Genomic DNA, 25,762 nt, shown 5'->3' with positions numbered 1-25,762 from the left:
CCGGCTCCCCCCTGACGCCGCATGCACATGCGCTGCCCGCCTTGCGGCACGCCGTCTTTCCGACCGAACCGATGGACAATCAACAAAAGCCCACGCCCTCCGCGCACGAACCTGCGCCCGCCTCCCCCGCCGCGCGGCGCCCGCGCCGCAAGCTGATGCTCGGCGCGCTCGCGCTCGTCGCGGCCGGCGGCCTGCTGTGGTGGCATCCGTGGAGCGACGCGAGCGCCGACAAGCCCGGCTCGGGCGCGAGTGCGGCCAGCGGCCGCCACGGCCGCGGCGGCCCGGCCGCGATGGCGAACGTGCCGCAGCCGGTGCAGGTCGCGGCCGCGACGCGCGGCGAAATGCCGGTCGTGCTGTCCGCGCTCGGCACCGTGACGCCGCTCGCGAACGTGACCGTCAAGACGCAGCTGTCGGGCTACCTGCAGTCGGTCGCGTTCCAGGAAGGCCAGCTCGTGAAGAAGGGCGACGTGCTCGCGCAGATCGACCCGCGCCCATACCAGAACGCGCTCGAGAACGCCGAAGGCACGCACGCGCGCGACGAGGCCCTGCTCGCGACCGCGCGCCTCGACCTGAAGCGCTACCAGACGCTGCTCGCGCAGGATTCGATCGCGTCGCAGCAGGTCGACACCCAGGCGTCGCTCGTCAAGCAGTACGAAGGCGCGGTGAAGACCGACCAGGCGGCGATCGATTCCGCGAAGCTGAACCTCGTCTACGCGCGCATCACCGCGCCGGTGTCGGGCCGCGTCGGCCTGCGCCAGGTCGACCCGGGCAACTACGTGACGCCGGGCGACGCGAACGGCATCGTCGTGATCACGCAGATCCAGCCGATCAGCGTGATCTTCACGACGTCCGAGGACAACCTGCCGCAGATCCTCAAGCAGGTGAACGCGGGCAGCAAGCTGTCGGTCACCGCGTACAACCGCAACAACACGGTGCCGCTCGAGGCCGGCATGCTCGAGACGCTCGACAACCAGATCGACACGTCCACCGGCACGGTCAAGCTGCGCGCGACGTTCGCGAACCAGGGCGGGCTGCTGTTCCCGAATCAGTTCGTCAACACGCGGCTGCTCGTCGACACGGTCCGCGACGCGACGATCGTGCCGACGTCGGCCGTGCTGACGGGCTCGATCGGCCAGTTCGTCTACGTCGTCAAGCCGGACAGCACGGTGACGGTGCGCAAGGTCAAGATCGGCCCGGTCGACGGCGAGCGCACCAGCATCGTCGACGGCGTCGCGGTCGGCGAGCGGGTCGTCACCGACGGGTCCGACCGCCTGCGCGAAGGCTCGACGATCACGATCCCGGCCGACAAGCCCAAGGGCGCGTCGGGCGCGCACGGCGCGAGCGCGGCCGCCGGCGCATCCGGCGCGAAAGGCGCACACCGCGGCCAGCATCGCGGCGGCGCATCGCAGACGCCGGCACAGTAACGCGCGGGCCGTCCGATGAACCCATCCCGCATCTTCATTCTCCGGCCGGTCGGCACCGCCCTCCTGATGGTGGCCATCATGCTGGCCGGCCTCGTCGCGCTGCGCTTCCTGCCGCTCGCGGCGCTGCCCGAGGTCGACTACCCGACCATCCAGGTGCAGACCTTCTATCCCGGCGCGAGCCCGGAAGTGATGACGTCGTCGGTGACCGCGCCGCTCGAACGCCAGTTCGGGCAGATGCCGTCGCTGAACCAGATGTCGTCGCAGAGTTCGGCCGGCGCGTCGGTGATCACGCTGCAGTTCGCGCTCGACCTGCCGCTCGACATCGCCGAGCAGGAAGTGCAGGCCGCGATCAACGCGGCCGGCAACCTGCTGCCGTCCGACCTGCCCGCGCCGCCGATCTACGCGAAGGTCAACCCTGCCGACGCGCCGGTGCTGACGCTCGCCGTCACGTCGAAGACGCTGCCGCTCACGCAGGTGCAGGATCTCGCCGATACGCGGCTCGCGATGAAGATCTCGCAGGTCGCGGGCGTCGGCCTCGTCAGCCTGTCCGGCGGCAACCGCCCGGCCGTGCGGATCCAGGCCAACCCGACCGCGCTCGCGCAGTACGGGCTGAACCTCGACGACCTGCGCACGACGATCTCGAACCTCAACGTCAACACGCCGAAGGGCAACTTCGACGGCCCGACGCGCGCGTACACGATCAACGCGAACGACCAGCTGACGAGCGCCGACCAGTACCAGGACGCCGTCGTCGCGTACAAGGGCGGCCGGCCGGTGATGCTGACCGACGTCGCGAAGATCATCGCCGGCTCGGAGAACACCAAGCTCGGCGCGTGGGTCGATGCGGAGCCCGCGATCATCCTGAACGTGCAGCGCCAGCCGGGCGCGAACGTGATCCAGACGGTCGACGCGATCAAGGCGCAGTTGCCGAAGCTGCAGGAATCGCTGCCCGCGGCGCTCGACGTGCGCATCGTCACCGACCGCACGACGATGATCCGCGCGGCGGTGCGCGACGTGCAGTTCGAGATGATGCTCGCGGTCGCGCTGGTCGTGCTGGTGATGTACCTGTTCCTCGCGAACGTCTACGCGACGATCATCCCGAGCCTGTCGGTGCCGCTGTCGCTGATCGGCACGCTCGCGGTGATGTACATGGCCGGCTTCTCGCTGAACAACCTGTCGCTGATGGCGCTGACGATCGCGACCGGCTTCGTCGTCGACGACGCGATCGTGATGATCGAGAACATCGCGCGCTACGTCGAGGACGGCGACTCGCCGCTCGAGGCCGCACTGAAAGGCTCGAAGCAGATCGGCTTCACGATCATCTCGCTGACGGTGTCGCTGATCGCCGTGCTGATCCCGCTGCTGTTCATGGGCGACGTGGTCGGGCGGCTGTTCCACGAGTTCGCGATCACGCTCGCGGTGACGATCGTGATCTCGGCGATCGTGTCGCTGACGCTCGTGCCGATGATGTGCGCGAAGCTCCTGCGCCACTCGCCGCCGCCGGAGAGCCACCGCTTCGAGGCGCGCGTGCACCAGGCGATCGACTGGGTGATCGCGCGCTACGCGGTCGCGCTCGAATGGGTGCTGAACCGCCAGCGCTCGACGCTCGTCGTCGCGGTGCTGACGCTCGTGCTGACGGGCCTCCTCTACGTGCTGATCCCGAAGGGCTTCTTCCCGCCGCAGGACACCGGCGTGATCCAGGCGATCACCCAGGCGCCGCAGTCGATCTCGTACGGCGCGATGGCCGAGCGCCAGCAGCAGCTCGCCGCCGAGATCCTGAAGGACCCGAACGTCGAGAGCCTGACGTCGTTCATCGGCGTCGACGGCGCCAACATCACGCTGAACAGCGGCCGGATGCTGATCAACCTGAAGGCGCGCGACCAGCGCAAGGAGACGGCGGCCGAGATCATCCGCGACCTGCAGCAGCGCGTGTCGCACGTGCCGGGCATCTCGCTCTTCATGCAGTCGGTGCAGGACCTGACGATCGACTCGACCGTCAGCCCGACGCAGTACCAGTTCATGCTGACGAGCCCGAACTCCGACGAATTCGCGACCTGGGTGCCGAAGCTCGTGTCGCGGCTGAAGCAGGAGCCGTCGCTCGCCGACGTCGCGACCGACCTGCAGAACAGCGGCCAGTCGGTGTACATCGAGATCGACCGCGCGAGCGCGGCGCGCTTCGGCATCACGCCCGCGACCGTCGACAACGCGCTGTACGACGCGTACGGCCAGCGCATCGTGTCGACGATCTTCACGCAGTCGAACCAGTACCGCGTGATCCTCGAGTCCGAGCCGCAGATGCAGCACTACACCGACTCGCTGAACAACCTGTACCTGCCGTCCGCGGGCGGCGGCCAGGTGCCGCTCGCGTCGATCGCGACGTTCCACGAGCGGCCGTCGCCGCTGCTCGTGTCGCACCTGTCGCAGTTCCCGTCGACGACGATCTCGTTCAACCTCGCGCCGGGCGCGTCGCTCGGCGAGGCGGTGAAGGCGATCGACGCGGCCGAGAAGGAGATCGGCCTCCCCGCGTCGTTCCAGACCCGCTTCCAGGGCGCGGCGCTCGCGTTCCAGGCGTCGCTGTCGAACCAGCTGTTCCTGATCCTCGCGGCGATCATCACGATGTACATCGTGCTCGGCGTGCTGTACGAGAGCTACATCCACCCGATCACGATCCTGTCGACGCTGCCGTCGGCCGGCGTCGGCGCGTTGCTCGCGCTGATGATCACCGGGCACGACCTCGACATCATCGGCATCATCGGCATCGTGCTGCTGATCGGCATCGTGAAGAAGAACGCGATCATGATGATCGACTTCGCGCTCGAGGCCGAACGCGCGGAAGGCAAGCCGCCGCGCGAGGCGATCTACCAGGCGTGCCTGCTGCGCTTCCGGCCGATCCTGATGACGACGCTCGCCGCGCTGCTCGGCGCGGTGCCGCTGATGGTCGGCTCCGGCGCCGGTTCCGAGCTGCGCCAGCCGCTGGGCATCGCGATCGCCGGCGGCCTGATCGTGTCGCAGGTGCTGACGCTGTTCACGACGCCCGTGATCTACCTCGGCTTCGATTCGCTCGCGCGCCGCGTGCGCGGCTGGTTCGAGCGCCACGGCCCCGCCGCCGGCCCGCGCACGGATGCGTAAATGAACCTGTCCCGCCCCTTCATCACCCGCCCCGTCGCGACGACGCTGCTCGCGCTCGGGGTCGCGCTCGCGGGCCTGTTCGCGTTCATCAAGCTGCCGGTGTCGCCGCTGCCGCAGGTCGACTTCCCGACGATCCTCGTGCAGGCGTCGCTGCCCGGCGCGAGCCCGGAGACCGTCGCGACCAGCGTGACGAGCCCGCTCGAGCGGCACCTCGGCTCGATCGCCGACGTGTCCGAGATGACGTCGACCAGCACGGTCGGAAACGCGCGGATCATCCTGCAGTTCGGGCTGAACCGCGACATCGACGGCGCGGCGCGCGACGTGCAGGCGGCGATCAACGCTGCGCGCGCCGACCTGCCGGCGTCGCTCAAGAGCAACCCGACCTACCGCAAGGTCAACCCGGCCGACTCGCCGATCATGGTCGTGTCGCTGACGTCCGACACGATGTCGGCCGCGAAGCTGTACGACGCGGCATCGACCGTGCTGCAGCAGTCGCTGTCGCAGATCGACGGGATCGGCCAGGTGGCGGTCAGCGGCTCCGCGAACCCGGCGGTGCGCGTCGAGCTCGAGCCGCAGGCGCTGTTCCACTACGGCATCGGCCTCGAGGACGTGCGCGCGGCGCTCGCGTCGGCCAACGCGAACAGCCCGAAAGGCGCGATCGAGTTCGGCCCGCAGCGCTACCAGCTCTACACCAACGACCAGGCCTCGCAGGCGTCGCAATATCGCGACCTCGTCGTCGCGTACCGCAACGGCTCGGCCGTGCGGCTCGCCGACCTGTCCGACGTCGTCGATTCGGTCGAGGACCTGCGCAACCTCGGTCTCGCGAACGGCAAGCGCGCGGTGCTCGTGATCCTGTACCGCTCGCCCGGCGCGAACATCATCGAGACGATCGACCGCGTGCACGCGGCGCTGCCGCAGCTCACGGCGTCGCTGCCGGCCGACATCGCGGTCACGCCCGTGCTCGACCGCTCCACCACGATCCGCGCGTCGCTGCGGGACACCGAGCACACGCTCCTGATCGCGGTCGGCCTCGTCGTGATGGTCGTGTTCCTGTTCCTGCGCAACTGGCGCGCGACGCTGATCCCGAGCGTCGCGGTGCCGATCTCGATCATCGGCACGTTCGGCGCGATGTACCTGCTCGGCTTCTCGATCGACAACCTGTCGCTGATGGCGCTGATCGTCGCGACCGGCTTCGTCGTCGACGATGCGATCGTCGTGCTCGAGAACATCTCGCGCCACATCGAGAACGGCACGCCGAGGCTGCAGGCCGCGTTCGACGGCGCGCGCGAGGTCGGCTTCACGGTGCTGTCGATGAGCCTGTCGCTCGTCGCGGTATTCCTGCCGATCCTGCTGATGGGCGGCATCGTCGGGCGCCTCTTCCGCGAATTCGCGCTGACGCTGTCGCTCGCGATCGCGGTGTCGCTCGCGGTGTCGCTCACCGTCACGCCGATGATGTGCGCGCGGCTGCTTCCCGAGGCGCACGACAAGCGCGGCGAGGGCCGCTTCGCGCGCTTCCTCGAGCGCTGCTTCACGCGCCTGCAGCACGGCTACGAGCGCTCGCTGTCGTGGGCGCTGCGCCATCCGCTGATGATCCTCGCGATCCTGTTCGCGACGATCGGCCTGAACGTGTACCTGTATATCGTCGTGCCGAAGGGCTTTTTCCCGCAGCAGGACACGGGGCTGATGATCGGCGGCATCCAGGCCGACCAGAGCACGTCGTTCCAGGCGATGAAGCTGAAGTTCACGGAGATGATGCGGATCGTGCAGGGCAACCCGAACGTGAAGAGCGTCGCGGGCTTCACGGGCGGTTCGCAGACCAACTCGGGCTTCATGTTCGTCACGCTGAAGGACCGCACCGAGCGCAAGCTGTCGGCCGACCAGGTGATCCAGCAGCTGCGCCGGCCGCTCGCCGACGTCGCGGGCGCGCGCACCTTCCTGCAGGCCGCGCAGGACATCCGCGTCGGCGGCCGGCAGAGCAACGCGCAATACCAGTTCACGCTGCTCGGCGATTCCAGCACCGAGCTGTACAAGTGGGGGCCGCTCCTGACCGAGGCGCTGCAGAAGCGCCGCGAGCTGACCGACGTGAACTCCGACCAGCAGCAGGGGGGCCTCGAGGCGATGGTGACGATCGACCGCGCGACCGCCGCGCGGCTCGGCATCAAGCCCGCGCAGATCGACAACACGCTGTACGACGCGTTCGGCCAGCGCCAGGTCTCGACGATCTACAACCCGCTGAACCAGTACCACGTGGTGATGGAAGTCGCGCCGAAGTACTGGCAGAGCCCGCAGATGCTGAACCAGGTGTGGGTCAGCACGTCGGGCGGCAGCGCGAGCGGCGCGCAGACGACCAACGCGGCGGCGGGCACCTACGTCGCAACGAAGGCCGGCGCGTCGAGCGCCGGCACCGCCGCACAGAGCGCCGCCGCGATCGCGGCCGATTCCGCGCGCAACCAGGCGCTCAATTCGATCGCGGCGAGCGGCAAGTCGAGCGCGTCGTCGGGCGCGGCCGTGTCGACGGCGAAGTCGACGATGATCCCGCTGTCGGCGATCGCGACGTTCGGGCCGAGCACGACGCCGCTGTCGGTGAACCACCAGGGTCTGTTCGTCGCGACGACGATCTCGTTCAACCTGCCGCCCGGCGTGTCGCTGTCGCAGGCCACGCAGGTCATCTACGAGACGATGGCCGCGATCGGCGTGCCGCCGACCATCCACGGCGGCTTCCAGGGCACCGCGCAGGCGTTCCAGCAATCGCTGAACGACCAGCCGATCCTGATCCTCGCCGCGCTGATGGCCGTCTACATCGTGCTCGGCGTGCTGTACGAGAGCTACATCCACCCGATCACGATCCTGTCGACGCTGCCGTCGGCCGGCGTCGGCGCGCTGCTCGGCCTGCTGCTGTTCAAGACCGAGTTCAGCATCATCGCGCTGATCGGCGTGATCCTGCTGATCGGCATCGTGAAGAAGAACGCGATCATGATGGTCGACTTCGCGATCGACGCGACGCGCAACGGCGGGATGTCGTCGTTCGACGCGATCCACGAGGCGTGCCTGCTGCGCTTCCGGCCGATCATGATGACGACGATGGCCGCGCTCCTCGGCGCGGTGCCGCTCGCGTTCGGCAGCGGCGACGGCGCCGAGCTGCGCGCGCCGCTCGGGATCGCGATCGCCGGCGGCCTGATCGTGTCGCAAATGCTGACGCTCTATACGACGCCGGTCGTCTACCTGTACATGGACCGGCTGCGGGTGTGGGTCGAGACGCGCCGCGGCCGGGGTGCGTCGGGCGGCGCGACGGTCACGGGCAACTGACGCGGGCAAGCATCGACGATCGTCATCGGCTATCGTGTGGGCATGCGCGCTACCGCGCGCGTGTCATGGGGACACACCATGAACGTCCAACTGAACCATACGATCGTCTGGTGCCGCGACAAGCTCGCGTCGACCCGGTTCCTGACGGAGCTGCTGGAACTGCCGCCGCCGATCCCGTTCGGATCGATGCTGGTCGTGCGGCTCGACAACGGCGTGTCGCTCGATTTCCACGAGCAGGACGGCGCGATCAAGCGGCAGCACTATGCGTTCCTGATCGACGAAGCCGCGTTCGACCGCGTGTTCGCGCGCATTCGCGACCGCGGGCTGCGGTACTGAGCCGATCCGTCGAAACAGCGCGCCGGCGAAATCTACCGGCACAACGGCGGCCGGGGCGTGTATTTCGACGATCCGGACGGCCATTTCCTCGAAGTGATGACGCAGCCTTACGCGCTCGCCAGCTAGGGCCGCGCCGCCGCATCATACGTGCGCGGCGGCGCGCGTCAGCCGGCGCTTACTCGGCGGCCGGCGCGGTCTTGCGCGGACGACGCGCGCGCGGCGCCGTCTTGCGGGCCGGTTTTTTCGGCTTGGCGCCGGCGGCCGCCTCGGCGGCGGCTTCAGCCGGCGCGGCCGCTTCGGGTGGCGGCTCCACGGCGGCGACGGCAGCCGCCTTCTTGCCCGCGGGCGACGCGTCGGCATGCGCGCCGTCGACAAAGTTCATCTCGACCTGCGGAGCGTCCGCGTGCGTCCGCTCCGCATGCTTGCCGTCGCCGTGCTTGCGCTCGCCGTGCTTCGCGTCGGCATGCTTCGCCTCACCGTGCTGCTCGTCGCCGTGCTGCGCGCCGGCTTCCTTCGCATCCGTCTTCTTCGCGTCGCCCTTCTTCGTCCCGGCCTTCTTCGCCGCGCTCTTGCGCGCACGCTTGCGGCCATCCTTCTTCTCGTCGTGCACGTCGCCCGGCGCGCCCGGGCCGGCCGCGTCCGCGTGCCCCGCCGCTTCCGGCGCGGCGGCGTCCACCGCGTCGCGCTCGACCGCTTCGACCGCCTCGACCACGACCGGCGCCGCCGCTTCCTTCGCGCGCGCCGCGCCGCGCCGCCCGTGACGGCGCTCGCGTTCGGCATGCGCCGGCTCGGCCGCCCGCACGTCATCCGCCACCGGCACATCGGCAGGCGCCGCCGGCTCCGCTGACGCGGCCTGGCGCGCGCGCGACACGAACGCGCCCGACTTGTCGTCGCGGCCGACCTCGAGCAGGCCGCGCGCCTGCGCTTCGTCGAGCAGGTTGCCGAACGCGCGGAAGCCGTAATACGACTCGTTGAAATCCGGCTTGCGGCGCTTGATCGCGCTCTTCAGCACCGACGCCCAGATCTTGCCGACGTCGTCGCGCTCCGACGCCAGCGCGTCGAAGGTCTCGACCGCGAGCGCGATCGCCTCGGTCCGGCGCGCTTCGAGCTCGGGCTTGCGGGACGGCTCGTCGGGCCGCTTCGCGCCGCCGTTGCCGGCGCGCTGCTGTTCGCGCTTCGCGAGCGCGCGCTGCTGCTCGCGCACGAGATCGTCGTAGAAGATGAATTCGTCGCAATTCGCGACCAGCAGGTCGGACGTCGATTGCTTCACGCCGACCCCGATCACCTTCTTCGCGTTCTCGCGCAGCTTCGACACGAGCGGCGAGAAATCCGAGTCGCCGCTGATGATCACGAAGGTGTCGACGTGCGACTTCGTGTAGCAGAGGTCGAGCGCGTCGACGACGAGCCGGATGTCGGCCGAGTTCTTGCCCGACTGGCGCACATGCGGAATCTCGATCAGCTCGAAGCTCGCCTCGTGCATGGACGCCTTGAAGCCCTTGTAGCGATCCCAGTCGCAATAGGCCTTCTTGACGACGATGCTGCCCTTCAGCAGCAGCCGTTCGAGCACCGGCTTGATGTCGAACTTCTCGTACTTCGCGTCGCGCACGCCGAGCGCGACGTTCTCGAAGTCGCAGAACACCGCCATGCTGACGTTATCCAGGGGTAATGCCATGTGTACTCCAACCGGTTGGCCGACGCGTCGTCGCGCGTTGCGGCAAAAAATGCATCGCGCACATGATAGCCGGTTCGCGAGTCGCTTCCGCAGTCGCCGGCATGCGCTCGCCGCTCCTCGCCGCCGGTACGCCCCCATTTCCCCGCCCGCCGCCGGGCCAATTCGACATACACTTGAGTATCGTTCGTCCGTCCCCATCTGGACCGACGACGCATCGAGCAAGGAGCGGTTTCATGACGACGAAGGTACTGCTGATTGGCGCGACCGGCCGCACCGGCCAGGCCTGCGCGGATCTGCTGCTCAAGCAGCCGGAATTCGAGGTCACGGCGCTCGTGCGCCGGCACGGCTATACGCTGCCGGGCGCGAAGGTGATCGAGGCCGACCTCGCGGGCGACTTCTCGCACGCATTCCAGGGCGTCACGCACGCGATCTACGCGGCCGGGTCGGCCGAGTCGGAAGGCGCGGCCGAGGAGGAGCAGATCGATCGCGACGCGGTCGCCCGCGCCGCCGACTATGCGCTGGCCTGCAACGTGCAGAAGCTGGTCGTGATCAGTTCGCTGACGGCCTACTGGCCCGAGCGCAGCCCCGACGCGCTGCGCCACTATTCGCAGATGAAGCGCGAGGGCGACGACCACGTGATCGCGTCGGGCGTCGACTACGTGATCCTGCGCCCCGGCCCGCTCGCGGACGACCCCGGCGTCGGCAAGATCGCGCTGACCGAGGACCGCCTCGACCCGGCGCCGCCCGTGTCGCGCCAGGACGTCGCGTGGGCCGCGATCGAGGCGATCAAGCTCGGCATCTCGCGCAAGACCATCGGCTTCGTCGGCGGCGGCGTGCCGATCGAGCAGGCGCTGCGCGCATGATGCCTGCCGCCGCGGCCCCGGCGGCCGCGCGAGCGCCCGTCCCCGCCCCGCGGCGCGACCGCCGGGCGGGAGCCGCCGTCACCGTTACTGTTTCGGGTGCGCGTCCGCCCACGCCTTGACGGCGCCGAGCGTATTCTCGACGTGCTTGTCCGGCGACAGGCTCGTGTACTCGTACAGCACCTTCCCTTCCGGCGAAATCACGTAGGACACGCGGTTCGCGCGGTCGAGCGCGGGCAGCTTCGCGTCGTACGCGCGGATGATCCGCGCGTCGGGGTCGGCGGCCACCGGGAATTTGCTGCGGCATTCGCTGACCGAGAACTTCGTCAGCGTGTCGATCTTGTCGGCGGAGACGCCGATCACGGTCGCGCCGTACGCGGCATAGTGGTCGACCGCGTCCGCGAACGCGTGCGCCTCGATCGTGCAGCCCTTCGTGAACGCGGCCGGGTAGAAGTACAGCACGACCGGCCCCTTCTTCAGTGCGTCGGCGAGCGAGTACGTGTAAGTCTTGCCGCCCAGCGACGCCTGCGTCGTGAAATCCGGCGCGGTATCGCCCGGCTTCAGTTCTGCCTGCGCGTTCAGCGCGAGACCCGCCACCAGCGCCGCCGCGGCGCACATCACCGTCAGTTTTCGCTTCATCTGCGTCCTCATTTCTTATAAAGTCAGCCTCGATACGTGTTCGCAAATGTTCGACGATCGAACATCTGCACTTGATCCGGTCGCGCGAAACCGCTTCCATGCGGACCGCGCATGAATTAAAGATTCCGCGTGGTTTGCCGTTATTTGTTGCGGACAACCGGTTCCAGCCCTTCACGTCAGCGAGAAACATGGAAGCCAACAGGAAACAGACGCCACGCAAGGGCTCCTGGCGCAGCGCCCTGCATACGCTGCGCCGCTTCGCCTGGTCGGGCGGCGCGCTGATGCCCGCGCGCGCCAGCGCGCCGCGTCGCGACGACACCGTGCGCAACTGGCTGGAGCAGACGGTCGGCCCGGTGGATTTCCTCGCCCATGTCGATCGCGAGCTGCGCTTTCTGTACGTATCCGACGCGAGCCTGCGCTTCATCGGCTATCACCGCGACTACCTGCACACGTTGACGCTGCGCGACCTGATCGCCGAACAGGATACCGCGGCGCTCGAAGACCTGCTCGCGCGCGCCGCGCGTTCCGGCCAAGTCGAGAAGGCGACGATGTGCATCGTCAAGTCGCTGACCTACCCGCTCGACGTCGAGGTGCGCGCGGTGAAGAGCCGCCACCACGGCGTCGACGGCTTCGCGGTCGCCGCGTTCGACGTGTCGTCGTGGCGGGCGCTCGAGGCGCGCCTCACCTACGAGATGCACCACGACCCGATGACGGGGCTCGACAACCTGTCGGCGCTGGTGCCCGCGCTGATGCGCGCGCAGCAGCTCGCCGACGAGTCCGGCACCTGCGCGGCGCTCGTGCTGCTCGACCTCGACGACTACCAGCGGATCAACCGCGCGCTCGGCTACGACGCCGGCGACGCGCTGCTGCGCGAGACCGCGCAGCGGCTGCAGGCGCTCGTGACGCCGGACGAGCAGCTCGCGCGGGTCGCGAGCGACAAGTTCGCGGTGGTGTTCACCGCCGCCGACCGCGCGCGGGCGAGCGACATCGCGGGCGCGCTCGCCCGCCGGCTGCAGGCCGCGGTGCGGCAGCCATACGTGTACAACGGGCAGCCCGTGCACCTGTCCGCGAGCATCGGCATCGCGCTCTATCCGGACGAGCGCGCGGCGCCGCATCGCGCGCAGCACCACAGCCCGCTGCTGCGCCGTGCGGACCATGCGCTCGAGCAGGCCAAGGCGTCGGGCGGCAACGCGCTCGCGTTCCACACGCCGCTCGACGACCGGTCCGACGCCGAGCGCCTGAAGCTCGAGGCCGACCTCTACGACGGCGTGCGCAACGGCGAATTCTCGCTGCATTTCCAGCCGATCACGCGCAGCCAGTCGGGCGCGGTGGTCGGCGTCGAGGCGCTGATCCGCTGGAGCCATCCGGTGCACGGGCTCGTGCCGCCGGCGACCTTCATTCCGCTCGCGGAATCGATCGGCCTCATCAACTACCTCGGCAACTGGGTGCTGAAGGCCGCGTGCATGCAGCTCGTCGCGTGGGACCGCCAGGAGCTCGCGCTGCAGTACGTCGCCGTCAACGTATCGCCGCAGCAGTTCCGCGATCCGCGCTTCACGCAGAGCGTGCGCGACGCGATCTCGCTGACCGGCATCGATCCGCGCCGGATCGTGCTCGAGATCACCGAAAGCCTGCTGATGCACGATCCCGCGCGCGCGAAAGGGTTGCTCGAGGAGCTGACCGAACTCGGCATCCGCTTCGCGATCGACGATTTCGGCACCGGCTATTCGAGCCTTGCCTACCTCCAGCGCTTCCCGCTCGCAAAGCTGAAGATCGACCGCAGCTTCGTCGAGAACCTGTTGACGTCGCGCAACGACCGCGCGATCGTGTCGGCGGTCGTCGGCCTCGCGCAGACGCTCGATCTCGAACTCGTCGCCGAAGGCGTCGAGACCGAGGCGCAGCGCGAACTGCTGACCGAGATGGGCTGTAACCATATCCAGGGCTGGCTCGTCTGCCAGGCGCTGCCGTCCGAGGAACTGGCGCAGCGCTTCGAGGCGCAGCAGCTCCGCCTGCACGAGGCGGCCTGACGCGCCGCCCACGCGAACCGAACAGATCCGTATGTCAATCACCGAACACCTGCCCCGGACGGCGCTGCTCGACAAGCTGTGGATCCGGATGAACGAACGGGGCGACTTCCCCCTGCTGTCGGAATCGCTGCGCGCGACCATGGCCGCGATGAAGAACGACGATCTCGACTTCACCGCGCTCGTGCGCGTCGTGCTGTCCGATTTCGCGCTGACGCAGAAAGTGCTGCGGCTCGCCAACTCCGCGATGTATATGGCGTTCGGCGGCAACATCACGACCGTGACCCGCGCACTGATGGTGCTCGGCATGGACGCGGTCGGCCATCTCGTCGTCGGCCTGAAGCTCGTCGATCACTTCCACCAGAGCACGTCGCGCCGCATCGACGCGAAGCTCGAGCTGAACCGCGCGCTGCTGTCGGGCTGCGTCGCCCGCAAGCTGACCGAGCACGTGGACCTGCGCGCCGGCGAGGAAGCGGTCGTCTGCTCGCTGATGCGCCAGGTCGGCAAGCTGCTGGTCGTCTGCTACCTCGACAACGAATGGGACCGGATCCGCCGGCGCGCCGCCGAGCTGCACGGCGACGACGAGGCCGCCTGCGTCGACGTGCTCGGCGTCGGCTTCGACGAGATCGGCCTCGAGGCGGCCGCCCGCTGGCGGCTGCCCGACGTGATCCGCGCGGGCATGACCGACGACGACAGCCACGACCTCGTGGAGGACGACGGCGAAGCGCGCGACGCGTCCGACGACGACAGCCCGGCCAGCGAGATCGCCTGGCTGCGCGCGGTGAGCCGCTGCTCGACCGACGTCGCGAGCGCGCTGGCGATGCCGGCGAGCCCGCAGCGCGACGCGCGCATCGCGTCGCTCGCGCAGCACTACGGCGCGGTGCTCGACACCGGCCCGGACGCGCTCGTCGAGATCGCCGACCGGCTCGTGCGCGAAGAGGCGAGCGATACCGTGATGCGCGAGATCGTCGAGCTGCGCGCGAACGCGGATGCGATCGCGCGTGCGCAGGGCGAGCCCGAGGCCTGCCTCGAGGCCGGTCTCTCGGACCTGCGCGCGCTGCCGTCCGAACACGTGCTGACGCCGGTGCTCGCGCTCGCGTCGGAAAGCCTGCTGGCGGGCCTCGCGTTCACCCGCACGGTGATGTTCGTGCGGCACGACGACGGCACGTTTGCCGCGCGCCTCGGCTTCGGCGCCGGCGTCGACGCGGCGCTCGACAAGCTGCGCTTCGACGAGCGCTTCGAGCCCGACGTGTTCCACCTCGCGATCAGCAATTCCGTCGGCATCTTCATCGAGCAGGCGCGCGAGCCGAAGATGATGAAGCGGCTGCCGGCGTGGTATCTGGATGCGTTCGACGACGCGCACGCGTTCGTGCTGCTGCCGGTGCGCGTCGGCGCGGGTTCGGTGGCGCTGCTGTATGGCGACTGGGCGGGCGCGCAGCCGGCGCGGAAGATCACGCAGCAGGAAATGGCCGTGCTGAACGAGATGGCGCGGGAGTTGGGGCGGTTCTTCACGCACTGAGCGGCCCGGCGGGCCGGCCCCCCTCCCCTCAAAAGCAAACCGGCCGCATGAGCGGCCGGTTTGCATTGTGCGACGAGTCGAACCGCGCGCTTACTTCAGCGTCACCGGCACGCTGAAGTACTTCTTCGCGAGGTTGTCGATCGTGCCGTCCGCCTTCAGGTCCTTGAGCGCCTGGTCGAGCGCGGTCTTCAGCGCCGCGTCGTTCTTGCGCAGGCCGAAGCCGACGCCCGAGCCGAGGATCTCGGCGTCGCTCACCGTGCCGCCCGCGTACGCGAAGCCCGCGCCCTGCGGCTTCGACAGGAAGCCCTTCGCGCCCGCTTCCGAATCCTGGAACGTCGCGTCGAGACGGCCCGACTTCAGGTCCGCGTACGCGAGATCCTGGGTCTGGTACGGCACGACGTCGACGCCGGCCGGCGCCCACTTCTTCTTCGCATACGCTTCCTGGATCGTGCCCTGCAGCACGCCGACGCGCTTGCCCTTCAGCGATTGCGGCGTCGGCAGCAGGCCGCTGCCCGTCTTCGCGATCAGCTGGTTCGGGATCGTGTAGATCGGATCGGTGAACGCGATCGCGTGCTTGCGCTGGTCGGTGATCGTCATGTCCGAGTTGATCGCGTCGAACTTGCGCGCCTGCAGCGCCGGGATCAGGCCGTCGAAGTCGTTCTCGACCCACACGCACTTGGTCTTCAGCTTCGCGCACACCGCGTTGCCGATATCGATGTCGAAGCCGGTCAGCTTGCCGTCGGGCGTCTTGTACTCGAACGGCGCATACGATGCCTCGACGCCGAAACGGATCTCCTTCAGATCCGCCGCAAACGCGCTGCCTGCCGCCACGGCCACCGCCGTCACCACCGCGTGCGCGGCCACTTTTCGCCAATCCAACTTCATCAGGGAATCTCCTCGATACGAACGGATAGTTCTGGAACAACGTGCGCATGCATCATTGCAGGGCCGGAACGCCCGGACAATCGCGATGCGTCGCCGTGATGCGGCGCAACAGCCGCAAGGCCGCGATTGTACCAATCCCCGCGCGCCATCACGGCAAAGCGGCAGGCCGCGCGGCCTGCTGCACTGCATGCACGCCGCCACGCGGCGCGCATGCGGAACTTGCAAGACGATGTCGCAAATGCGCAAGGCAGCCGTCGCTGCCCGCGCGTCAGACGAGCGCGGCGAGCGTCTCGCGCGTGGTGTCGACGACGAGCAGGCCCGCGCGCAGGCCCGGCTTCACCGACGGGTTCGGAAACACGATCCGCTCCTCGTCGTGCCGCACCGTGTAGCGGTACGCGCCGTCCTGCGCGAGCACCGTGCCGCGCGGAAACGGCGTGAAGTTCGCGACGTCGGCCGCGACGAACAGCTCTAGCGCGTCGCTCTGCTTCGTGATCTGGTCGATCACCGTGAACACGCGCGGCAACGACGCGCCTTCGTCGCGCTTTGCGCCCGACACCAGCCGGCGCACCGCCAGATCGGCGGCCGCGAAGCGCGTCAGGTCGTTCTGGCCGAACGGCCGCACCTTGCCGAGCTCCAGCGTGCACGCGAGCGCGCCGCAATGCTCGGCCGTGAAATGCGAATACGTATGGCCCTTCGCGGTATGCAGCAGCACCGCCGCGATGCGCGCATCGCCGAGCCATTCGACCATCGTGCGCGACGGCGGCGTGCCCGTATGCGGCAGCAGCGCGAACTGCTCGAACACCGATGCGCGGATCGCCGTGTGCATGTCCACATGCCAGCGCGCGCCGGGTTCGGCCGGCGCCGCCGCGAAGAACGCCGCGGCAGCCGCCTCGAGCTGCGCGGCGCGCGGCGCCTCGCGGCTGTCCGGCACCTGCGCGTGGCGCCCGCTGAACAGGCGGTTCAGGTCGTCGTCGAGATAGCGCTCGCCCGCGCGCATCGCCGGCGAATTGCCAAGCACGACGAACAACCGGCACGCGAGCGGCAGCGTGCCGGCCGCGACGTCGCGCACCAGCATCGACAGCAGCTCGATCGGCGCGGTCTCGTCGCCGTGCACGCCGGCCGACACGAGCACGCTGCGGCGCGACGCCGGATCCGCCGCGCCTGGCTCGAGCGTGAGCAGCCCTTCTCCCTGCCACTGCCAGCGCACCGCGCCGCCGGCGCAGACGCCGTCGCGCACGGCCGGCGCGTCGCCGGCCAGCGTGAACGCGAGGAAGTCGTCGAGCCAGGCCGCGTCGCGCATGCGGGCCTCAGCGCTGGAAGTCATACAGCGACCCGACGCGCAGGATCTGCGTGAGTTCGTCGAGCGCGGTGCGCGACTCTTCGAGCAACGCCGGGTCGGCCAGGTCGTCCGGCGCGAGACGGTCGCGGTAGTGCTTCTCGATCCACGCGTCGAGCGACGCGAACAGCGTGTCGTTGATCCACACGTTCGACGTGACGGCCGCGCGCTCCGCGTCGTTCAGCACGACGCGCAGGCGCAGGCACGCCGGGCCGCCGCCGTTCTTCATGCTCTCGCGCAGGTCGAACACCAGCACGTCGCGGATCGGGCCGTTGCCGGCCGCGAGGCTGTCCAGGTACGCGGCGACGTTCGCGTTCTCGCGGCACTCCTGCGGCACGACGAGCACCTGCGAGCCGTCGGCGCGCGACAGCAGCTGGCTGTTGAACAGATACGACGTCACCGCGTCAGACACGCTCACCGCCGCATCCGGCACCTCGATCACGTTCAGGTGCGCGCCGCGCGCGTCGAGCGCCGCCGTCAGCGTGTCGTAGATCGCCTGCTTGTTGACGAACGCGCGCTCGTGCGTGAACAGCGTGTCGCGGTTGCCGACCGAGATCACGTCGTTGTGGAACACGCCCGCGTCGATCACGTCCGGGTCCTGCTGCGCGTAGACCGTCGCGTCCTCGCGCAGCCCGTGGCGATGCGCGACCGCGCGGCTCGCCTCGAAGGTCTGGCGCGCCGGGAAGCGCTTCGGCTCCGGCCCGCGGCGGTATTCCGAGCGGCCATACACGAAGAACTCGACGCCCGGCTGGCCGTACTGCGCGCAAAAGCGCGTGTGGTTCGCCGCGCCTTCGTCGCCGAGCGCCGGCGTGCCGGTCAGCGCCTCATGCACGACGAAGCGCGCCGGGTCGGCGAACAGCGTCGACAGCGTGCGACGCGTCGACTCGTGCTCGATCGCGCGGTGCAGCTTGCTGCACAGGTTCGCCGGCGTGAAGTGCACGCGGCCGTCGCTCGTGTCGGCCGACGGGCTCACCGTCGCCGCGTTCGCGGTCCACATCGCCGACGCGGAGCTCGCCGCGGCGAGCAGCTCGGGCGCCTGCTTCGCGGCCTTCGCGATCACGTCCGCGTCCTTGCCGGAGAACCCGAGCTCGCGCAGCAGGCGCAGCGACGGGCGCTCCTGCGGCGGCAGCACGCCCTGCGCGAAGCCGAGGTCGGCCAGCTGCTTCATCTTGCGCAGGCCCTGCTTCGCGGCGGCCTTCGGGTTCGCGGCCGATTTCTCGTTGTTCAGCGACGCCACGTTGCCGAACGACAGCCCGGCGTAGTTGTGGGTCGGGCCGACGAGTCCGTCGAAATTGGCTTCTTGTGCGTTCATCGTCGTTCCCTCGATCAGAAATGCAGGCCCGGCGACAGGCTCGCGGGCAGGGTCAATTGGGTGCTCTCCACCGACGCCATCGGATACGCGCAGTAGTCGGCCGCGTAGTACGCGCTCGGGCGGTGGTTGCCGGAGCGGCCCGCGCCGCCGAACGGCGCAGCGGACGACGCGCCGTTGGTCGGCCGGTTCCAGTTGACGATCCCCGCGCGGATCGTGCGGCGGAAGTGCGCCCACGCATTCGCGTCGTCGGCGATGAGGCCCGCGGACAAGCCGAACGCGGTGTCGTTCGCGCGCTCGATCGCTTCGTCGAACGTCGCGTAGCGGATGATCTGCGCGAGCGGGCCGAAGTGCTCCTCGTCGGGCAGGTCGGCGACGCCGGTCACGTCGAGGATCGACGCGTTGACGAAGCCGAGGCGCGGGTCGCGCTGTTCCATCGCGATGATCGGCTTCGCGCCCTGAGCGACGAGGCGCGATTGCGCGTCGACCAGCTTCGCGGCCGCGCGCGCCGAGATCACCGCGCCCATGAACGGCTGCGGATCGGCGTCGAACACGTCCGCCGTGATCTTCGACGTGACGTCGACGAAGCGCGCGAGGAAGCGGTCGCCCGCCGCGCCCTGCGGCACGAAGATGCGACGCGCGCACGTGCAGCGTTGGCCGGCGGACAGGAACGCCGACTGGATCGTGTGGTGCACGGCCGCGTCGATGTCCTCGACCTCGCCGATCACGAGCGGGTTGTTGCCGCCCATCTCGAGCGCGAGCACGATCTCCGGACGGCCGCCGAACTGCTTGTGCAGCAGCGTGCCCGTGTCCGAGCTGCCGGTGAAGAACAGCCCGTCGATCTGGCGATGGTTCGCGAGCGCGATGCCGGTGTCCTTCTCGCCCTGCACGAGGTTCAGCACGCCGTCGGGCAGGCCCGCGTCCTTCCATACTTCGACGGTCGCGCGCGCGACGCCCGGCGCGAGCTCGGACGGCTTGAACACGACCGTGTTGCCCGCGATCAGCGCCGGCACGATGTGGCCGTTCGGCAAATGGCCCGGGAAGTTGTACGGCCCGAACACCGCGACGACGCCGTGCGGACGGTGGCGCAGCACCGCGACGCCGTCGGCCATGTCCTGGCGCTTCTCGCCGGTGCGTTCCTGGTACGCCTGGATCGAGATGCCGACCTTCGCGGCCATCGCCGCGACCTCGGTGCGCGCTTCCCACAGCGGCTTGCCGGTCTCGCGGCCGATCGCCGTCGCGAGCGCTTCCTTGCGCTCGTTGAGCAGCGCCGCGAAGCGCTTCGCGATCTCGCAGCGCGCTTCGAAGTCGAGCGCCGACCAGCCGGCGAACGCGCGGCGCGCGCTCGCGACCGCACGGTCGACGTCGGCGGCCGACGCGCTCGCGCCCTGCCACGCGATCTCGTCGGTGCCCGGGTTGCGCGACGCGAAGACATGGCCCGAGCCCGCGACCCAGGCGCCGTCGATGAAGAGTTCCGTCATGATTCGTTTATCCCTGTTTGACTTTGAGCGGCAGCACGCGGACCGGATCGCCCGCCTTCACGTCGAGCGCGGCGGCATCGCCGGCCGACAGCACGAACGCGCCGTTCACGACGACGCCCGGCGCGACGCCGACGCGGAAGTCGCCGAGCGACGTGTTCGACACGAGCGACTTCGGCATACCCTCACGCTCGTCGGCTACGCCGATCGCGACCGGCACGACGACGCTCTCGCGCACCGTGCGCAGGTCGTTGACGTGGCATTCGAGCACCGGGCCCGCGTCGAAGATGTCGACGTGGTTCTGGTAGCGCAGCCCTTCCGCCTCGAGCATCTTGCGCGCCGGCAGCGTGTCGCGGTGCGTGAGGCCGACCGCGTCCTGCGCGTCCTGCGGCAGCAGGTCGACGTACACCGGGTAGCGCGGCATCAGTTCCGCGAGGAACGACTTGCGGCCGTGCGAGCTCAGGTAGTCCGCGGCGTTGAAGTCGATCTGGTAGAAGTGCGAACCGACCGCGCGCCAGAACGGCGACGTGCCGTCGTCGTCGAAGTGGCCGCGCAGCTCCGCGCAGATGCGTTCCGGAAACAGTTCGCGGAACTGCGCGATGAACATGAAGCGCGAGCGCGACAGCAGGCCGCCGACGCCGCCCGTGCGGTAGCGCGGGCTCAGGAACAGCGAGCACACTTCCGCGTAGCCGGTCAGGTCGTGCGAGATGTTCAGCGCGGACATCCGCGTCCACACGCCGAGCTCCTGGCTCGCGTGGACGACCGTGCTCACGCGGTAGTTGTAGAACGGCTGCTCGAGGCCGACTTGCGATTCGATTCCGCACACGCCCGCGATGTCGCCCGTCGCCGAGTCTTCCATCACGAAGAAGTAGCCGGCTTCCGACGGCTGTGCCTGCCCTTCGAGCGTGCGGCGCGTGCGTTCGATGCGCGCGGCGAGCGCGTCGCGGTCGGGCTTGAACGTGGTCAGGCCCGGACCGGTTTCCTTCGCGAGCGACACGAGCGCATCCACGTCGCCCGTTTGTACGACCCGAACGACGATCATGCTGCGTCTCCCTTCAATTCTTCGTCGTCGCGCTGGTGCAGCGGCACGCAGCGCACGACATCGCCATCCTTCACGTTCAGCGCGGCGCGCACGTCGCCGGCGAGCGGCGCGTCATTGCCGGCATCGGCCGGCAAATCCGCGAGCACGCAGCGGAACGATTCGCCGCTGCCGCTCGATACGAGGTACGCGGCATCGCCCTGCTGGTGCGCGGCTTCGCGCACCGTGCGTTCGGCCGCATGCTTCACGCATGCGGTGCGGTCCATCTGCTGGGTCAGCACCGGGCCCGCGTCGAAGATGTCGACGAAGCGGTCCGGCTCGAAGCCTTCCTCGAGATGGATGTCGTACGCGAGCAGCGCGCTCGCGTTCGGCTCGCCGAGCACGCGCTGCGCGGCTTCCGGCAGCAGCGGCACGTACAGCGGGTAGCCGGGCATCACTTCGGCGATGAACGTGCGGCTGCGGCCGCCCGACGCGATGTCGACGTCCTCGAAATCGCGGCCGAAGAACTTGCGGCCCACCGCTTCCCAGAACGGCGACGCGCCGTGCTCGTCGCTCACGCCGAGCAGCAGCGTGAACACTTCGGGCGTGAAGCGGCGGCGGTTCGCGGCGATGTACATCATCCGCGCGCGAGAGATCAGGTGCGCGGCCGCGTCGCCGCGCAGCGACGGATCGACGTAGAAGCCCGCGAGCCGGCTCTTGCCGGTCAGCTCGTGCGACATCGTCAGCGCGTGGATCTTGCGGTTCACGTGCAGCTCGCGCGATGCGTGGATCAGCGCGTCGTTGCGGAACGCGTAGAACGGCTCGGAGTAGCCGGCCGCCGCCACGATGCTGGCGGTGCCGAGCAGCTTGCCGGTCGCGGTGTCTTCCAGCACGAAGAGATAGAACTCCTCGCCGGGGAAGTCGACGTCCGCGCGGAACGAATCCTCCGAGAGCGCGACGCGCGCCTCGAGCGCCGCGCGATCGTGCGGCAGCGAGTGCAGGACCGGCTGCGCGGTGCGCGCCATCTGCGCGAGCGCATCGAGATCCGTGAGTTTGCCGGGGCGAACAAATAACATCGTCGTTCCTGTCTGCGATGGATGCGCCGATCAGCGCGCGTTGGCTTCCTGCGCGGCGAGCACCTGTTCGACCGCCTTCTCGAAGCGCGCGAGGCCTTCGTCGAGCGCGTCGAACGGGATCACCAGCGACGGCACGAAGCGCAGCACGCTCGGGCCGGCGATCAGCATGATCAGGCCCTGCTCGGCGGCTGCGGTCACGAAGTCCTTCGCGCGGCCGTCGAATGCGGCGGTGAGTTCCGCGCCGATCAGCAGGCCCTTGCCGCGCACTTCCTTGAAGATGCCGTGACGGGCATTGATGCGTTCGAGCGCGCCCTTCAGGCGCACGCTGCGTTCGCGCACGCCTTCGAGCAGCGCCGGGTCGCCGATCAGCTCGACGACCTTGTCGGCAATCGCCGACGCGAGCGGGTTGCCGCCGTAGGTCGTGCCGTGCACGCCGACCTTGAAGTGCGCGGCGAGCTCTTTCGTCGTCAGCATCGCGCCGATCGGGAAGCCGTTGCCGAGCGCCTTCGCGGTCGTCAGGATGTCCGGCGTGACGCCGGTGTCCATGTATGCGTAGAAGTGGCCGGTGCGGCCGACGCCCGTCTGCACTTCGTCGAAGATCAGCAGTGCGCCGTGCGCGTCGCACGCTTCGCGCAGCGCCTTCAGGAAGGCCGGATCGGCCGGGATCACGCCGCCTTCGCCCTGCACCGGCTCGACGATCACCGCGCAGGTCTGCGGGCCGATCGCCGCCTTCGCGGCTTCGATGTCATTGAACGGCAGGTGCTTGATGCCTTCGGGCACCGGGCCGAAGCCTTCCGAGTATTTCGGCTGGCCGCCGACGCTGACCGTGAAGAACGTGCGGCCGTGGAACGATTGCACGAACGACACGATTTCGAATTTGTCGGCGCCGTGGCGTTCGAACGCGACGCGGCGCGCGAGCTTCAGTGCGGCTTCGTTCGCTTCCGCGCCCGAGTTCGCGAAGAAGGCGCGGTCGGCGAAGGTCAGCGATTCGAGGCGCTTGGCGAGACGCAGCACCGGTTCGTTCGTGTAGCCGTTGCCGATGTGCCAGAGCTTGCGGCTTTGCTCGTCCAGCACCTTCAGCAGTTCCGGGTGGCTGTGGCCGAGCGACGTCACGGCGATGCCGCATGCGAAATCCACGTACTCGCGCCCCGCCGTGTCCCACACGCGCGAGCCTTCGCCGCGATCCGGCACGAACGGCGCGGGGGAAAACACCGGCACCATCACTTCGTCGAAAGTCTGGCGGTTCACGGTCAGGTTCGTCATGGCGGTTCCTTTCGGTAGAGGTCTTGAACAATAGGTTCAAGTTTAGGTAAGGGTGATGCAGGCGTCTTGCGGAATTGCGACGGGTTCTATCGGAACCCCTTTTGCCGGGCTTTTTTGCCTCCGGCGGGTTTGGTCAGTTTTTTGCGTGCGCGGGCTCTTTCGCTGGATCCCGTTTTCGGATCGGTCCATTAGCGTCGCCCCTCCCCGGGGCAGGGGTCACTTTTCTTTGTCTTGCCAAAGAAAAGTAACCAAAAGAAAGGCGCTGTGAAAACGCAAGACTTCCCGTGCCGTGGTCGTCAGAGTGGATCGCACAAAAGTGTCCGCGCCAGTCTCGACAACGGAGTGGTTCGAGCAAGCGATCTGACCCGCCGCACCACCCAACAGAGTGGTATACCGCTCATCGGTTCCATCCTCGCTGCGCTCGGCTGCAAGGTCCGCACAATCCACCAACCGATCGCACTGAAAGCATGGGTGGTTTGAGCGCCTTTCTTTTGGTTACTTTTCTTTGGCAAGACAAAGAAAAGTAACCGCCGCCCCGCGCAGGGGCGACGCTAATAGACCGACACGATCACAGGTGCTTCACGATCACCCCTGACCGACCACACAAAAAATCTCAGTCCTTGCTCACGCGCTCGACGAGCGCCCCAGCCCGCGGTTCGGCGCCGCCACCCGTCTGCTTCTCGAGCCACGCGCGCCGATCCTCCCGCGGCGTCACGCCAAACCGCTCGCGATACGCGTTGGAAAAATGCGCAGCAGAAGAAAACCCGCATGCGAGACTGACTTGCACAACCGACTTGCTGGTCCGCTGCAGCTGCGTGCGAGCCTTCAGCAACCGGAGATTGAGGTAATACTTGGAGGGCATCGCCCCGAGATACTGCCGAAAGAGCCGCTCCAATTGTCGGCGCGACACGCCGACCAGCCCGGCGATCTCATCCGTCGTCAACGGATCTTCGATGTTGGCTTCCATCAGCAGCAATGCATCGTTCAACCGAGGATGCCGCTCCCCGGGCGCAGTGACGAACGGAATCCGCTGGCGTTCCTCGCCACTCCTCAACGTCCCCGCGCCGAGCGCATCGGCAATCCTTTCCGCCAGTTCCGGCCCATGCTCACGGCCGATCATCGCCAGCATGAAATCGACCGTCGCCTGCCCGCCCGCGCACGTCGCGCGGTCCCGGTCGATCTCGAAGATCTGCTGCGTGACGATCGAGCGCTCGAACTGCTCGGCAAACTGCTGGTACGTCTCCCAGTTCACGCTCACCCGGTAGCCGGACAACTGCCCCGCCATCGCGAGCCACCACACGCCATGATGGATGCCCGTCACGAGCGGCGTGCGCTGCCCGACCCGCGCGAGGCTCGCGAGAAACAGCCGGTAATCGGCGAACTGCTGGAACCGCTCGCTGACGACGATCAGCCAGTCGCACGCGATCGCGTCGTTGAACGCCGCGTCGGCATGCCACTGCGCGCCGCCGGCGAGCGGCACCGGCCGCCCGTCCCACGAACACACCTGCCAGCGGTACAGCAACCGCCCGTCGATCTCGTTCGCGAGATTCAGCGCGTCGACGATCGGACCCACGCCCGACATCGACACGGGCGGCAATGCAACGATCGCCACCTGCGTCGTGCGGGTGGCGCCTGCGGGACGGAGCACCGTTACCACGTATGCGACCTGCTTCGTAACGTTACTTCAGGCTTCCGGACAGGAACTGCTTGAGACGCTCGCTCTGCGGACGCACGAGCACCTCCGACGGGTTCCCCTCTTCCTCGGTCCGCCCCTGATGCAGGAACATCACGTGGTTCGACACGTTGCGCGCAAAACCCATCTCGTGCGTAACGACGATCATCGTCCGGCCTTCCTCGGCCAGCTTCTGCATCACCTTCAGCACTTCACCGACGAGTTCGGGGTCGAGCGCGGAGGTCGGCTCGTCGAACAGCATCACGTCCGGATGCATCGCCAGCGCCCTCGCGATCGCGACGCGCTGCTGCTGCCCGCCCGACAGGTGCGACGGATACTGCTTCTCGACCCGCGGCGCCAGGCCCACCTTCTCCAGATACTCGCGCGCGCGCTCCTCGGCTTCCTTCTTCGAGATGCCGAGCACGTGCACCGGCGCTTCCATCACGTTCTCGAGCACGTTCATGTGCGCCCACAGATTGAAGTGCTGGAACACCATCGCGAGCTTCGTGCGGATCCGCTGCAGCTGCTTGTGGTCGGCGACCTCGAGCGCGCCGGCCTTGTCGGCCTTCGTGCGCACGGCCTCGCCGTCGACGACGATCTGCCCCGCATTCGGCCGCTCGAGGAAATTGATGCAGCGCAGGAACGTGCTCTTGCCCGAGCCGCTCGCGCCGATGATGCTGATGACGTCGCCGGCCTTCGCATTCAGCGAGACGCCCTTGAGCACCTCGTTGTCACCGTAGCGCTTGTGAATGTCGAGCGCCGCAAGCTTGCAGGCAGCGCCCGTTTGAGTGTTCTCGGCCAACTGGCTCTCCTCGAAGT

General features: G+C 68.6%; 17 protein-coding genes and 2 pseudogenes. 8 read left to right on the top strand and 11 right to left on the bottom strand.

Annotated elements, in window-relative coordinates; translation table 11 throughout:
* Positions 1-71 precede the first annotated feature (71 nt).
* The 4 genes and pseudogenes from B7P44_RS06180 to B7P44_RS06165 all read left to right on the top strand — a co-directional run bounded on the left by B7P44_RS06180 (position 72) and on the right by B7P44_RS06165 (position 8,321).
* Positions 72-1,424 carry an MdtA/MuxA family multidrug efflux RND transporter periplasmic adaptor subunit gene (locus tag B7P44_RS06180; protein ID WP_084901827.1) on the top strand — a complete coding sequence of 451 codons (1,353 nt, stop codon included), beginning with the start codon at positions 72-74 and terminating at the stop codon, positions 1,422-1,424.
* 15 nt (positions 1,425-1,439) lie between these two features.
* A complete protein-coding gene (locus B7P44_RS06175) occupies positions 1,440-4,553 on the top strand; it encodes an MdtB/MuxB family multidrug efflux RND transporter permease subunit (RefSeq protein WP_084901825.1) in 3,114 nt (1,037 codons plus the stop codon).
* Positions 4,554-7,859 (top strand): efflux RND transporter permease subunit, encoded by a 3,306-nt coding sequence (locus B7P44_RS06170; RefSeq protein WP_084901823.1) that lies wholly within the window; start codon positions 4,554-4,556, stop codon positions 7,857-7,859.
* Between the two features lie 78 nt (positions 7,860-7,937).
* Positions 7,938-8,321: pseudogene (locus B7P44_RS06165) on the top strand (VOC family protein).
* Positions 8,322-8,370: 49 nt separating this feature from the next.
* Here the strand turns inward: B7P44_RS06165 and B7P44_RS06160 are convergent.
* On the bottom strand, positions 8,371-9,867 hold the full coding sequence (locus tag B7P44_RS06160; protein WP_084901821.1) for an NYN domain-containing protein: 1,497 nt from the start codon (positions 9,865-9,867) through the stop codon (positions 8,371-8,373).
* 233 nt (positions 9,868-10,100) lie between these two features.
* On the opposite strand from B7P44_RS06160, the gene B7P44_RS06155 reads away from it, so the two are divergent.
* Positions 10,101-10,730 carry an SDR family oxidoreductase gene (locus B7P44_RS06155; protein WP_084901819.1) on the top strand — a complete coding sequence of 210 codons (630 nt, stop codon included), beginning with the start codon at positions 10,101-10,103 and terminating at the stop codon, positions 10,728-10,730.
* A gap of 84 nt (positions 10,731-10,814) precedes the next feature.
* Here B7P44_RS06155 and B7P44_RS06150 read toward each other — a convergent pair whose 3' ends face one another.
* Entirely contained in the window at positions 10,815-11,366 is a 552-nt protein-coding gene (locus B7P44_RS06150) for a peroxiredoxin (RefSeq protein WP_084906456.1), read from the bottom strand.
* 281 nt (positions 11,367-11,647) lie between these two features.
* Here B7P44_RS06150 and cdpA point away from each other — a divergent pair, with 281 nt between their 5' ends.
* A complete protein-coding gene (gene cdpA, locus B7P44_RS06145) occupies positions 11,648-13,390 on the top strand; it encodes a cyclic di-GMP phosphodiesterase CdpA (RefSeq protein ID WP_193834355.1) in 1,743 nt (580 codons plus the stop codon).
* A 31-nt stretch (positions 13,391-13,421) separates the two neighbouring features.
* Positions 13,422-14,906 carry an HDOD domain-containing protein gene (locus B7P44_RS06140; protein ID WP_084901814.1) on the top strand — a complete coding sequence of 495 codons (1,485 nt, stop codon included), beginning with the start codon at positions 13,422-13,424 and terminating at the stop codon, positions 14,904-14,906.
* A 90-nt stretch (positions 14,907-14,996) separates the two neighbouring features.
* Here B7P44_RS06140 and B7P44_RS06135 read toward each other — a convergent pair whose 3' ends face one another.
* From B7P44_RS06135 to B7P44_RS06105, 7 genes are all read right to left on the bottom strand, one after another.
* Positions 14,997-15,791 (bottom strand): ABC transporter substrate-binding protein, encoded by a 795-nt coding sequence (locus tag B7P44_RS06135; RefSeq protein WP_084901811.1) that lies wholly within the window; start codon positions 15,789-15,791, stop codon positions 14,997-14,999.
* Positions 15,792-16,059: 268 nt separating this feature from the next.
* Positions 16,060-17,091, bottom strand: coding sequence for a succinylglutamate desuccinylase (gene astE / locus B7P44_RS06130; protein ID WP_193834354.1), 1,032 nt, complete (start codon positions 17,089-17,091; stop codon positions 16,060-16,062).
* A 7-nt stretch (positions 17,092-17,098) separates the two neighbouring features.
* Entirely contained in the window at positions 17,099-18,439 is a 1,341-nt protein-coding gene (astB, locus tag B7P44_RS06125; RefSeq protein WP_084901806.1) for an N-succinylarginine dihydrolase, read from the bottom strand.
* A gap of 14 nt (positions 18,440-18,453) precedes the next feature.
* Positions 18,454-19,917 carry a succinylglutamate-semialdehyde dehydrogenase gene (gene astD / locus B7P44_RS06120; RefSeq protein WP_084901803.1) on the bottom strand — a complete coding sequence of 488 codons (1,464 nt, stop codon included), beginning with the start codon at positions 19,915-19,917 and terminating at the stop codon, positions 18,454-18,456.
* Between the two features lie 7 nt (positions 19,918-19,924).
* The gene (gene astA, locus B7P44_RS06115) at positions 19,925-20,956 is read right to left on the bottom strand and encodes an arginine N-succinyltransferase (protein ID WP_084901801.1); all 1,032 of its coding nucleotides are present in this window, start codon (positions 20,954-20,956) and stop codon (positions 19,925-19,927) included.
* Positions 20,953-22,008, bottom strand: a complete 1,056-nt coding sequence (gene aruF, locus B7P44_RS06110) for an arginine/ornithine succinyltransferase subunit alpha (protein ID WP_084901798.1) — start codon at positions 22,006-22,008, stop codon at positions 20,953-20,955. Before aruF ends, astA begins: the two co-directional genes overlap by 4 nt.
* A gap of 30 nt (positions 22,009-22,038) precedes the next feature.
* Positions 22,039-23,271, bottom strand: coding sequence for an aspartate aminotransferase family protein (locus B7P44_RS06105; protein ID WP_084901795.1), 1,233 nt, complete (start codon positions 23,269-23,271; stop codon positions 22,039-22,041).
* Positions 23,272-23,463: 192 nt separating this feature from the next.
* On the opposite strand from B7P44_RS06105, the pseudogene B7P44_RS37905 reads away from it, so the two are divergent.
* Positions 23,464-23,539 (top strand): annotated as a pseudogene (locus tag B7P44_RS37905) (ion transporter); the annotation flags it as partial.
* Between the two features lie 345 nt (positions 23,540-23,884).
* Here B7P44_RS37905 and B7P44_RS06100 read toward each other — a convergent pair.
* Positions 23,885-24,928, bottom strand: a complete 1,044-nt coding sequence (locus B7P44_RS06100) for a GlxA family transcriptional regulator (protein WP_084901792.1) — start codon at positions 24,926-24,928, stop codon at positions 23,885-23,887.
* A gap of 22 nt (positions 24,929-24,950) precedes the next feature.
* Complete coding sequence (locus B7P44_RS06095; RefSeq protein ID WP_084901790.1) at positions 24,951-25,745, bottom strand: ABC transporter ATP-binding protein; 795 nt, start codon at positions 25,743-25,745, stop codon at positions 24,951-24,953.
* Between the last annotated feature and the right edge of the window lie 17 nt (positions 25,746-25,762).

Origin of the sequence: Burkholderia ubonensis subsp. mesacidophila (assembly GCF_002097715.1) — a bacterium.
Lineage (GTDB): Bacteria > Pseudomonadota > Gammaproteobacteria > Burkholderiales > Burkholderiaceae > Burkholderia > Burkholderia mesacidophila.
This window is presented reverse-complemented; position numbering and strand designations above follow the sequence as displayed.